At 62.4% G+C, this 12,757-nt stretch carries 3 protein-coding genes; 1 reads left to right on the top strand and 2 read right to left on the bottom strand.

All coding sequences use genetic code 11. The features are described from left to right. Window positions 1-79 precede the first annotated feature (79 nt). Both HWV67_RS00090 and HWV67_RS00085 read right to left on the bottom strand, forming a co-directional pair. Window positions 80-5,641 (bottom strand): NEL-type E3 ubiquitin ligase domain-containing protein, encoded by a 5,562-nt coding sequence (locus HWV67_RS00090; RefSeq protein ID WP_175649406.1) that lies wholly within the window; start codon window positions 5,639-5,641, stop codon window positions 80-82. Window positions 5,642-5,906: 265 nt separating this feature from the next. Next, window positions 5,907-11,465 carry an NEL-type E3 ubiquitin ligase domain-containing protein gene (locus HWV67_RS00085; protein WP_175649405.1) on the bottom strand — a complete coding sequence of 1,853 codons (5,559 nt, stop codon included), beginning with the start codon at window positions 11,463-11,465 and terminating at the stop codon, window positions 5,907-5,909. Between the two features lie 163 nt (window positions 11,466-11,628). Here HWV67_RS00085 and HWV67_RS00080 point away from each other — a divergent pair, with 163 nt between their 5' ends. Next, the gene (locus HWV67_RS00080; protein WP_175649404.1) at window positions 11,629-12,648 is read left to right on the top strand and encodes a branched-chain amino acid aminotransferase; all 1,020 of its coding nucleotides are present in this window, start codon (window positions 11,629-11,631) and stop codon (window positions 12,646-12,648) included. Window positions 12,649-12,757 lie beyond the last annotated feature (109 nt).

Here is a 12,757-nt window from a genome sequence, read left to right as displayed (position 1 = left end):
AAACCCCGCACTTCCATCAGCAATTCAGGTACTTCAAGACCATAAATAACACCTCATCGGACGCGCACTTCCCGGCCAGTTACCGCGCGTTGCCCCCCTCGCCTTCGCGGCGGGTCAGCTCCTCGATCAGGTGCCGCTCATCTTTACCGAACTGTTCTTCCAGCACCTTGATCCGCGCACTCAGCTCGTCCGTTGTATCCCCCGGATACAGGTCGGTCAGTTCCAGCACGCGGGCCTCGAAGGCATCCTTGAGGTCTTTGAAACGATCGCTGTTGGTCTCCCGCAGGTACTCCACCCAGAAGCTTCGCTGGCTCGCATAATCCAGGAACCCCTGGCCCTGCTCGGCCTGGTAGACCTGCATCAAGGCGCTATCGAGTTCGCCCGGGCGGATATGCGCGGCAAACTGATAGAGCATTTTCCCGGGAGGGACAGGCAGATCGAGTTCGCTCGCCCAGTGCAGGCGGTAGGCCAGGCGCACTTCGGCCTCGTCCCGGCCGCTTGATTCGCGCCGCGCAATATCGTCCAGCGCCTGCGAGCGGAACAGGCGTCGAGTCAATTGATAAAGGGTTTGCCCGCGCGCGTGCTCGGGCACATCGTGCAGCGACTGACGAATGTACAACTGCAGTTCCATCTGGTTGAACTCCAGCCGGATGCCGTCCGGGCAGGTGTCGTGGTTGCGCACCTGGCGCAGTGGCTCCTCGGCCATGCCATTGAGCGTCAGGCGAAAGTCGGTGTCTTGCGCCGCGGCCACAAGCACCTGCCATACCCGCTCAACCAGCTCGGGACGGCTCCCCGCGCCGCGGTAATCAGCGGTGTAGCGCAAGCGTCCGACCAGCCCCAGCAAGTCTCTGGCGTCATTGCCAGCGTCAAGCTGCTGCCAGATACCGCGACGCACTTCGCTGCGGTCCTCCTCGCCCGCCAGCCAGGGCTCGACGGCTGACGCCCTCGCCCCGGGCTCTCCATTGCTGTGCGACTGCTCGAAAGCCTCAGCGTCCGAACTGGTGAATTCCGAATCCGAATCGTGGCGATCGGGCACAAGCCGCTGGATCTCCTCGGGCACTTCCATATGGAAGGTGTAAGGGCGGTTCCACGCCTGCGAGACATACGCCTGGCGGACCATGTCGTTGGTCAGCGGGTTGCCGGTGAGGGCAATATCGACATGGATATTGGGGTTGGAATTGCGCCGGTTTTCCAGCAGGTAGCGCGGCAGCTCGCTGATCGCGTTGTATTCCAGGCCGAGCATTTCCACCAGTTCCGGGAGCAACTCATCGAGCCAGGCCGGCCAGGCCTGCAACCCGACGTTGTTCAGGCTCAACAGCGTCCAATAGCGGTCCAGCAACGGCGTGCAGTCGAGGATGCTGCCCATGGTGTTGCCATCCAGGCCCAGATAAGAGAGCTCGGGGATACTGCACAAGAACTCGATGACCGTCTGATCGATCGTCAGGCCCTGGTCGTTCAACGCCAGGGCGGTGAGTTCCGGCAACTCCAGCAGTGCCGCAGGCAGCACCGTCAACGGCGTGACATGGCCCGTGAGCTTCAGGCCCCTCAGCCGGGAAAAGCGCCGTAGGAACCGATTGAATTGTTCGATGTTCGCCGCCGGCCGGATCAGCTCCATTTGCTCCACTGCCGCGTAAAAGAATGGCGGCAATGTCTGCGGGAAATCGTCCAGGGCAAGCGCCTCCAGTTGCAGGCGCGGTACGGTCAATGCGCTCCTTTCGCGCCAGAACGCCAGCAACGTGTCGCGCACGCGGCTGCGCGCGAGTACTTGCTGCGCGCTCGGCACCGCGGTTGATGTGGACGCCTCGACCCACTGGTCGAGTGCCTCGCTCAAAATCGCGTGCTCGACCTTCAACTGGTCAAAGCCGCTGCGGATCTGAAGGGGGTCCAGGTCGAAGCTGAACCGGCGATCGGCGCCCTCGCAAAACCGCAGGTGCCTGATGGTGCGAACCGTCAGGCGATTGCGCAACAGTGACAGGCGGGTCCCGGACGCAGCCCCGATAACCTCGTTGTGCAGCAGCCACGCCGGCACCAGGGTTATCGCGTTGTCCGCCAGGGAGACTTCGCCAAGCTGGGCCAGTGCGCTGCTGTCGAGCCATTCAGGCCAGTTCGAAAGGTCCATGCGCTCCAAGCCGAGGTAGCGCAGCTTCAGGTTCATCGCCGTCACGCCCGCCTCGGCACTGAACCTGTTTCCGCTCAGGTCGAGTCGCTCCAGATGCGCCAGCTCGCGCAGGTGGTCGAGCGTCTGTTGAGTCACCTCCAGCGCGACATCGGTCAGCGCCAGGCTGCGAACCTGCGGCGCCCCGTCGCGCACCAGGGTGATCAGCTCGCGGCTGTTCAGGCCGTCGCCACCGCGCACGACCAGCGATGTGGCGAGAGGAAAGCGTCGAAAAAAGTCCCCGAGCGCGGGCAGCGTACCGCCGTCCGAACGTATCAGTTCCAGGCTGTGCACCCGGTCAGCGACAAAGGCCGGCAACTGCTCGGGAAAATCGCTCAGGCTCACGTTCTCCAGCCGCAAGGCAGCGAAACGCCCGGTCTCCGGCACGCTGTTGGCTTCCCAGTGGTGCCAGAGCGCTTCGCCAATCCGCGTCCGGCTGATGGCGCGAAGCTCGCTCGGGTCGGCCAAGGATGCCGACTGGTCGAGGCAGTGACGCAGCGCCCGTTGCTCTTCCAGCAGCTGATTGAGGCGGGTATCGATGGCCGCCCGGCTCAAGCCGACGCGATAAAGCACGCGCAGGATCTCGTCGGGATGAGCGTCCTGGAATTCGAGCAGGCGGATCTTGTCCAGCAGGTTGTCTTCGGTGATAAATCCGGGCAGCGCCCCCCTGCCGCTCAGGGGATAACCGCGCCGGCCATCGGCAAGGCGCATCGGTGAGCGGGCCGAGGGCTTGAGCGGCTGCATGCGCAACACCTCGCGCAACAGCGGGCGCGGCAACAGGGGCAGGCGTTGCACGGCTAGCTTGAGGTCCGCGCCCTGCCCCACATGGGGGAAACCCAACTCACCGCGCTGCCGGTCGGGCAAGGCGTGCAGCAGGGACGCGTAAAAATCTGCGCGGCCGTGCAACGGCTGGCCGTCCGCGTCATACGCCTGATACCCGCCTTCCTGCCGAACCAGCACCTTGCGAATCGGCGCATCGGCCGGGCCGACGCGGTCGATCAAGGCCCCGTGAAACCGCGCCTCACGCAGCTCGATACGCATTTGAGGCGACCAACCGGGCAGCCGGGCGACGCTGTGCAGCCGCAGTCGTTCGCTGTCGACGGTGTCGACCGAGCCCAGGTAGAGCCCTTCACAGGCGCGGGCCAGGCGTACGTTTTGCAGGTAGGCGCGGGCCTCTTCGGCGATGCGCATCGGCAATTGCCGGGTTGCCGCCATCCGTTGCAGCTCGGCCGGGCTGGCGTGGTACAGCAACTCGTCCACGACCGGCAAAGGCAAGCCTGGAAAGCTGCGGCGAATCACCTCCTGATCGGGCCTTGAGACGTAGAGGGCTTCATAACGGCGGTTGAACCGTTCGGCTATTCGAGCACGCGCATTGCCGGCCTCCCTTTCTTCGATGAAACGCCCCACTTCGCGATCCAGTTGCAACCGCTGCGCAGTGTCTTCCAGCAACGCCGGCGCCCGTTGCGCCTCCGCCAGCGTATGGCGCAAGACCGAGTCGGGGATGTCGCTGATCCGCAGGATGCGCAGCGCTTCTTCATCGGAGAAGCGCGCCGCGCTGTAGCCCAGCCGACGAAACAGGTACAGCCCTTGCCAATTTCCTGGCTGATCCAGTTCGTGCAGCCACGCGCCCGCGCCGTTGTCACGCAAGCGCGGCGCGTAGGCATCGCTTCGCACAGGGTGTTCCAGCCGATAGGGTTCGGTGGCCGAGGGCGGCTTGACCGCATAAGTCCGCCCGTCCAGCGGCCACCACTGCTTGCGTTGGTACTCGAGAAAACCCGCCGAGTTCGGCGTGAGCCCCGCCGGCAAAACGGTGTCATGGGCGAACGGCGTCAGGTCTGGTTTCCAGAGTCGGGTACTGCCATCCGGCACGCGCACGCTGCGCATCTGACCGACCGCGCGCGGTACCGCCAATGCCGGAGTACCCCGGCCACTCGACCCGAGCGCCCCCAACGCCGCGACCATCGCGACGTTCTCCACCACGTCCATGAAATAGCCCCAGGCCTGGTCCCGCTCGCCCCGGGTCAGGCTCTCGATGCCCTCGAAGGTTTCATAGCTCAACTGGACGGCCATCACCCCCAACATGACCTCGCCGAGCCCCGGCACCACGAACGCGGCGATGTTCAGCGCCTGAAAGCTCTTCTCGAAGAAGTACTGCAGTGCCGCATCGAAAGACTTCCGGTCTTCAACCGCTGTCGGCACCGCATGAAACAGCCCATCGTCTTTCAGCACCGCCACTTTTTGTCGGTAGAGGTCCGAGAAAAAGCTTCCAGCGAACGGCTGTTCCTCCACACGCAGCCGCGCCTTGCGGTCGAGTTTCACCTCATACCAGCCGCCGCTGTTCATGACCTTGGGGTAGAACGCCTGGTGAATTTTCCCGAACACCAGGGCGCGATCGCGGGCGGGCACAAAGCGCTCGAAAAACGTCAGGTAGCCCGGCTGAAGCATGCTGTCGCGCAGCACTTCGATGAACTGCTGGGACGACGCGTAGGTCTGCAACGGGTGAAACGGGTCGTCGGGGATATACACCAGCACGGGCTCGATATCGGTGCTGGACTCGCGGTCCGGACTGATGACCACGAGCCCGGTGAGGGTGACGTCCCACAGCCGCAGAAATTTGCAGGCAAGCGGTTTTCCGTTCAACGTGGCCGGCTTGTTTTTCGCGAGTTGCCGGAGGGCTTCACAAGTCTCTCGATCGATATGCTTGCGCATGAAGGCCAACTGCACCTGAAGCAGGAAGGCCGACTGCTCGAAACTTTTGAATACGCCACGCAAGTTGAAAGCTGCGGCGTCCGGCGCATCGCCCGAAGAGGAAACAGGGTTCAATACTGAAGTTATCAACGCTTGATACTTGCCGCCCAAGTCCAGGGTTCGACACATCGCCGCAAACTTTTCCGGCGCAATATCAATGACTGCTCCTTCAATTGTTATTCCCTCGATACGTGCATTTGCAACCACCACCGACCGGGTACTACCACTGTCCATCGCGCCGGGTGAAGTTTCCCAGGCTTCGAAGTTCTGCAAGGCCGACTTGAGCAACGGTTGTACCGCCGCCGCCATCGCGCCCGACGGTAACAGGGGTGGATACGGAGGGAAGCTCACCCCCGCATCTGCGGCGCGCCGGGCATGGAAAAGATGGGTGGTGCGAACATCGACAGTCAGGCCGAACGTTTCGTGTATCGCGGCCTTGAGCAGCGGTTCGGCGAAGACTTCCGCTGCGGGCAGACCGGCCAGGGCCGCATTGACTTGTTGCTCGTAAAATCGGTGATCGGCGTACAGGCTGGCCAGGTAACGGGCAGCGTCCGGATCGGTGGACCGCACTTGCTCGAACCAGGGTAAGGGCTTCGACCCCGCCTGACGAATCGCCCGATGGGTATCGGACGATGCATTTATCAGCCAATCGGGCAGTTTGGTTTTTACCGTTTCGTAGTGTTCGCTGATGGCGTCATCGCCATCGGTTGAGGCGGCGAGGGAAGTGATTTCCGGCATGAGAACGACCTTCAACGTTATTGACGGGTCGCCCAGAATAGCGAGCGAAAGTGTGCTGAACGGTTCAAATAACTTATAGAAAACCCACCACCAACATCATCATTTCAAACGCGTTCAAACGATATATAACACCCCGCCTCAACAGTCCTTCCGGTTGGTCTGCGGGCCATAAAAAACAGGCGCGAACACCGAGAAGATCAACCCTCGTAAATGTCCTCGCCTGTTTTTGTTTCGCGGGCTCGCGGGACCACTGTCCACACAAACGTTATGCGTACTTCAGCCCTTCGCGGTTGGTCAGCTCTTCGATCAGTTTGCGTTCATCCTTGGCCAGTTGCTCCTCCAGCACCTTGATCTTCGCAACGAACTGGTTGGGAGGATCGCCTGGGGAAAGATCGGTCAAATCCAGCACCCGGCTTTCAAAGTTGTCCCTCAGCGCCCGGAAGCGATCAGCGTGGACCTCACGCAGGTACTCCACCCAGAAATCGCGCTGGGCAGCGTAGTCCATGAACCCTTGGCCCGTTTCGCCCCGATGCGCCTGGACCAGGACGTCATCGAACTCACCGGGCCGGATAGCGGCATGGGACTGATACAGCATCTTGCTCGGCGGCACCGGCAAATCGAGGCTTTCGGCCCAATGCAGACGGTAGGCAAGACGGACCTCGGCTTCATCGCGGCTACCGGATTGCCGGCGCGCGATGTCATCGAGAACCTGCAGGCGGTACAGGCGTCGGGTCAGTCGATAGAGGGTGGCCCCGCGTTGCGCCTCGGAGACATCGCGCAGCGACTGGCGGATGTACACCTGAACCTCCATCTGATTGAACTCCAGCCGGATGCCATCAGGACAGGTGTCGAAGTTCTCCAGTTGCCGTAGCGGCTCTTCGGCCATGCCATTGAGGATCAGGCACAACTCGGGGTCTTGCGCCGCCGCATCCAGCACACGCCATACCCGCTCGACCAGTTCCGGGCGGGTTATCACTCGCCGGTAATCGGCGGTATTGCGCAGTTGCGTCACCATCCCCAGCAGGTCTCGCGCACTGTCGCCCCGCTCAAGTTGCTGCCAGGTTCCACGGCGTGACGCCTCATCGTCACCTCCGTAGATCAGCCACGGATCGACGGAGCTCACCATCACATCCGGCTGACCACCACCGTGGGAGTGCTCGAAAACCTCGGTGTCGGAATCCTCCCCGGCCGAAGATGAGTCCGAAGCGTGACGATCAGGCGCAAGCCTGCGGATCTCCTCCGGCAGATCCATGTTGAAGGAGTAAGGCCGGTTGTACGACTCGGAGGTATGGGCGCGACGCATCACTTCATGGGACAGCGGGTTACCCCTGAGGACAATATCGGTATGCCCCACGTCGCTGCGATGGTTGTCCAGCAGGAAGTCCGGCAGCTCGCTGATCTGGTTGCCTTCCAGGTACAGCACGTCTATCGATCCGGGCAGCAAGGTATCGATCCACGCGGGCCAGGCCTGCAGGCCGACATTGTTCAGGCTCAGGGTCAGAAACGGGATGCGACTGGCCAGTGAGCTGACATCCGTAATGACGCCCATCGTGTTGCCATCAAGGTCCAGGTGAGTCAGTTTCAGGATACGCCCGAAAAACTCCATGGCAGCCTGGTCAACGATCAAGCCCTGGGATTGCAAGGACAATGACCTCAGCTCAGGCAGTTCGACCAGCACGGCGGGGAGCTCCGCCAGAGGCGTGACATGATCGATCAGCGCCATGGCATCGAGGTTCGGGAAATAGCGCAAGAACTCATTGAGCTGCGGCAGGGTCAAGGTCGGTCGAACCAGCTCCAGCCGATAAACGACCTCATAGAAAAAGCTCGGCAGTCGCGGGGGAAATTCGCCAAGGTCGATCGCATTGAGCCGCAGGACCTTGTGATTCAAGGCGCTAGGCTCGCCTCTCCAGAACGCCAGAACGTGGTCGCGTATTCGCCGGCGCATGATCGACTGCTCGGCACTCAACGGAGCAGTTGACGAGGACGCCTCCGCCCACTGCTCAAGGACATCGGACAATGCCGCGCGCTCTTGCCCCAACCGGTTCAGTTCTTGTGCCAGGTACCCGGGAACCTCCAGGTCGAAGCGAAAGCGCCGATCGGCACCCTCGCTCAATCGCAGTGAGCGGATCATCCTCACCGAGAGCGGATTGTCCTGGAGCGAGATGCGGGTGCGCGCCTCCGCCGGCTGATTGTCCACAATGGCGTCGGGGATCATGGCGATCTCATTCCCCCTCAGGGACAGCTCGGAGATAGAGCTCAGCGTGTCGACGCTGAGCCAGCTCGGCCACTCGCCCAGATGCATGCGGTTCAACCCCAGGTAGTCCAGGTCGAGGTCGACGCGTTCGATAGCGTGCAGATAACTCATCTGGTTGCCGCTCAGGTCCAGTCGCCGCAGATTCAGTCGGCTGAAGAAGTCGAGCTGCTCCTGGGCAATGAAGGTGCCCATGTCAGTCAGCTCAAGACTGCTCAACTGCGGTAGCCGGTATTCCAGAGCCTGCTGCACAAGGTAGACATCGCGGATGGTTCCCTGGCGCACGGCCAGGGACGTCAACCGGGGGAAACGGCGGAGAAACAGCGCCAGAGGCAACTCGCCTTCCTGCCAGATCATGCCCAGGGCACAGCCATTCAATTCCAGGCCCTGAACACGCTCATGGAAAAAGTCTGGCAAATGCGCGGGGAAGTCGGCCAGATCAACGCCATTCAGGAGCAACGGCGCAGCGAGTCCGCGCTCGGGCAGACAGTTGACTTCCCAGTGATGCCAGATCGCCTCGCCAATACCCTGGCGACTGGCGAACTGCGCGGGGTTCGGATCGGCAATCGAGGCCGAGGCCAGCTCCCACCCGGCGAGGCTGCCACTTAGCGTGCGCTCCTCACCCAGCAACTGGTTCAAGCGGATATCGATGGCGGCGCGGTCCAGGCCAGCGGCATGCAGCGCCGCCAGCACCTCGTCGGGATAGGCGCTGCGAAATTCCAGCAGACGGATCTTGTCCAGCAACGTGTCTTCGGTGATGAAGCCCGGAAACGTGGCTCTTCCGCTCAACGGGTAACCCAGGCGGCCATCGGCCAGACGCATGGGCGATTTGCCGGACGGTTTGAGCGCCTGAATGTTCAACGCCTTGCGCAGCACTTGCCTCGGCAACAGCGGCTGCGCCTGCACCGCCCGCTTGAGTTCCGCGCCCTGGCCGACATGAGGGAAACCCAGTTGCGCACGTTGCAGGTCCGGCAGGGCATGCAGCAGCGCGGCGTAGAAATCATCGCTGCCGTGCAGATGGCGGCCCTCGGCGTCACGGGCCAGGTAGCTCTCACCCTGCTTGACCAGCACCTTGCGGATCGGCGCATCAACGGGACCGACGCTGTCGAGCAGTGGCCCATGAAACGCGCCCTCGCGGACCTCCAGGCGAACCTCGGGCGACCAGCCGGGCATGGCTTCGACGGTATGCAGCAGCAGCGTGTCGCTGTCGGGGTTGGACACCGACTCCAGATACAAGCCTTCGTAGGCCCGGGCCAGGCGGGTGTTCTGCAGATAGGCGCGGGCCTCTTCGGCCATTCGCAGGGGCACGCGTTGTTCGCTGCGCAGGCGCTCCAGCTCTGCGGGGTCGGCATGTTGCAGCAGCTCCTCGGCCACCGGGACGGGCAAGCCGGGGAACGCGCGGCGAATCACTTGCGCCGAGTCGCTCGCGCGAAGGGCCTGGTAGCGCGTGCTGAACCACGCCCGTCTCGCGTCGATGATTTCTTGTGAATCGGCGCCGCTTTCACCGATGGCGGTCACTGACTCACGGTCGAGTTTCAAGCGCAGCGCCGTGTCCATCAGCAAGGCCGGCGGACGCTGGTTTTCGACCAGGGCGTGGCGTAACTGCGACTCGGAACTGCCGCTGATACGCAAGATGCGAAGGGCTTGCTCATCGGAAAACTCCGCGCCGGTAACGCCCAGCCGGCGCAACAACCTGACCCCCTCCCACTCCAGCGGCCGGTCCGCCTCATGCTGCCAGGCACCCGCCTGGTTGTGGCGCAAGACCGGCTCATACGCGTCAGGTCGGGTGGGGTGTTGCAGCCGGTACGGTTCCGGTTTGACGGCATAGGTCTGCCCGTCCAGTGCCAGCCACTGCTTGCCTTGGTGCGCATACAGCCCCAGCGCATCGGCCTTCAGGTCCGCGGGCAGGACGATATCGTGGGCATAGGGCCGCACATCCGGCTTCCACAAGCGGGTGCTGCCGTCAGCCAGGCGCACCGGCTGCATCGGTTTGACCGCCTCGGGCACTGCGGGGCCATGTGCACCACTGGCAGAAACGGCACCCAACGCAACGGCGAGCGCCACATTGTCCACCACATCCATGAGGTAGCCCCACGCCTGGTCCTTTTCGCCCTGGGCCAGGCTTTCAATGCCTTCGTAGACTTCGTAGCTCAGTTGCGCGGCCATCGCGCCCAGCATCACCTCGCCCAGGCCCGGCACCACAAACGCGGCGACATTGAGCACATCGAAGGCTTTTTCGAAGAAGTACGTCAGCTTGTCCATCAGCGACTTGTGGTCTTGTTCCGCCGTCGGTACCGCATGAAACAGCCCGTCGTCCCGGAGCACGGCCGCTTTTTGCTCGCACAGCCGGGGAATCAACGCTGCGGAAAAGGCTTCATCTCTCAGGTGCAGCCGCGCCTCGCGGTCCAGCGAGGGCTCGTACCAGCCAAACTGGCTGTTCCAGACCTTGGGGTGAAACGCCTGATCCAGCTTGCCGAACACCCGACTGCGGTGGCGCGCCGGTACGAAACGCTGGAAGAACGCCAGATAGCCGGGTTGCAACAGGCTCTCGCGCAACACATGAAGAAACTGCACGGACGAGTCATATTCGCGCAGCGGGTTGTGCGGGTCATCGGGCAGATAGACCACGATGCTTTCCACGCCCGCCTCCGTTTCCCGGCCCAGGCGAAACACCACCACGCCGGTCAACGTCACGTCCCAGAGTTGCAAAAAGCTACAACGCGGGCGTTCACCCGAAGTGTTCTGCGCCAGCGCCAACAGTGCCAACCGGGTTTCCTGGCTGATGGCTTTCTTCAAGTAAGCGATCTGCACTTGAAGTTCGAAGGCTGATTGTTCGAACCGCTGGAATACGTCCGGCAGGTTTTTCCAGACGTTATTCGCGACGTCTTCAGCATTAAGTGTCGTCTGTATCAGCGCTTGGTATTGGCCACCCAGATCGAGGGTTCGGCACAAGGCCGCGAACCGTTCAGGGGCGATATCGATCAGCGGGCCATCAATCGCCACGCCAACCACCGGGTACGCGGAGAACAGCGCCGCCCTGGCGATACGCCCGTTGTCCATGGCGCCCGCAACCGTTTCCCACGCCTCGAAATTCTGCAACGCCGACGCGAGCAGCGACTGGGTGGCCGCCTTCAGCAAGCCCTGCGCCAGCACGACCGGGTCTTGCGCGGGGCCTTCAAGGGGCACGTCAAGGGCGGACCGTTTGGCATGGAACAGATAACTGGTGCGAACATCGAGGTCGAGCCCAAACGCCTGCTTGATTGCAGCCTTGAGCAGCGGTTCGGCAAACACGTCGGGGCTCGGCAAACGTGCCAGCAACTGATCGACCTGCTGTTCGTCACGCAGATGACCGGCGTACGTTTCCTGCAACTGACGGACGATTTCAGGGTGATCGCGCCGTGCCTGTTCGAACCAGGGCGGCGCGGTGGCGTTCGATTCGCGCAGTGCGCGGCGGGTTTGCGAAGAGGCCTGCTTCAGCCAGTCGGGAATCTTGCCTTCGACCATCGCGAAGTGCTCGGTTGTCGCCGGCTCGTCATTGACCAACGCCGTTGCAGCACCCATAACTTCAGACATTAGAGTGGCCTTCATTACATTGACAGGCACTCCAGCGTATCGACCCTCACGGCGGGAATCTGCCCGGAGGCGTTTCCGATCCGCACGGGATGTATTATCGTGGCTGCTTGCGCAAGATGCGTGGCCTGACCATTCAGGCATTTGCCAACCGATCGAGGGTGCCATGAGCAACGAAAGCATTAACTGGGACAAGCTGGGCTTCGACTACATCAAGACCGACAAGCGCTACCTTTCCTACTTCCGTAATGGCGAGTGGGACCAAGGCACCCTGACTGAAGACAACGTCCTGCACATCAGCGAAGGTTCCACCGCGCTGCATTACGGCCAACAGTGCTTCGAAGGCATGAAGGCCTACCGCTGCAAGGACGGCTCGATCAACCTGTTCCGCCCTGACCAGAACGCCCTGCGCATGCAGCGCAGCTGCGCCCGCCTGCTGATGCCGCAAGTGCCGACCGACGTCTTCATCGAAGCCTGCAAACAGGTGGTCAAGGCCAACGAACGTTTCATTCCGCCACACGGCAAGGGCGCCCTGTACCTGCGTCCATTCGTTATCGGCGTCGGCGACAACGTCGGCGTGCGCACCGCACCTGAGTTCATCTTCTCGATCTTCGCCATCCCGGTCGGCTCGTACTTCAAGGGCGGCATGACCCCGCACAACTTCGTGATCTCTGGCTACGACCGCGCCGCCCCACAAGGCACCGGTGCGGCCAAGGTCGGCGGCAACTACGCCGCCAGCCTGATGCCGGGCGCGGAAGCCAAGAAAGCCGGCTTCGCCGATGCTATCTACCTGGACCCGATGACCCACAGCAAGATCGAGGAAGTCGGTTCGGCCAACTTCTTCGGCATCACCGGCGACAACGAATTCATCACCCCGAAATCGGCGTCCGTGCTGCCAGGCATCACCCGCCTGTCGCTGATGGAACTGGCCGCCTCGCGCCTGGGCCTGAAAGTGATCGAAGGCGACGTGCTGATCGACGAAATCGCCAAGTTCAAGGAAGCCGGCGCCTGCGGTACCGCTGCGGTCATCACCCCGATCGGCGGCATCCAGTACAACGACAAGCTGCACGTGTTCCACAGCGAAACCGAAGTCGGTCCGGTCACCCAGAAGCTCTACAACGAGCTGACCGGTATCCAGAGCGGTGACGTCGAAGCGCCAGCGGGCTGGATCGTCAAGGTCGCCTGACGCTCGTCCCCTGCTACACAGAAAGCCGCTGAGCGGCGATCAGGCTGGTTTGCACACAGCCCGGTCGCCGCTCAGCGGCTTTTCTACATGAATTTTTCTTTAGGACGGG

It is taken from the genome of Pseudomonas sp. Marseille-P9899 (genome assembly GCF_903166565.1).
GTDB classification, from domain to species: Bacteria; Pseudomonadota; Gammaproteobacteria; order Pseudomonadales; family Pseudomonadaceae; genus Aquipseudomonas; species Aquipseudomonas huaxiensis.
Note: the sequence above shows the minus strand (reverse complement) of the source record. Positions and strands in the feature narration are given on the sequence as shown.

Excerpts from the sequence above, each read along its gene's own strand:
- HWV67_RS00090 (WP_175649406.1), bottom strand. The coding sequence starts at position 5,641 with ATGCCGGAAATCACTTCCCTCGCCGCCTCAACCGATGGCGATGACGCC.
- HWV67_RS00085 (WP_175649405.1), bottom strand. The coding sequence starts at position 11,465 with ATGTCTGAAGTTATGGGTGCTGCAACGGCGTTGGTCAATGACGAGCCG.
- HWV67_RS00080 (WP_175649404.1), top strand. The coding sequence starts at position 11,629 with ATGAGCAACGAAAGCATTAACTGGGACAAGCTGGGCTTCGACTACATC.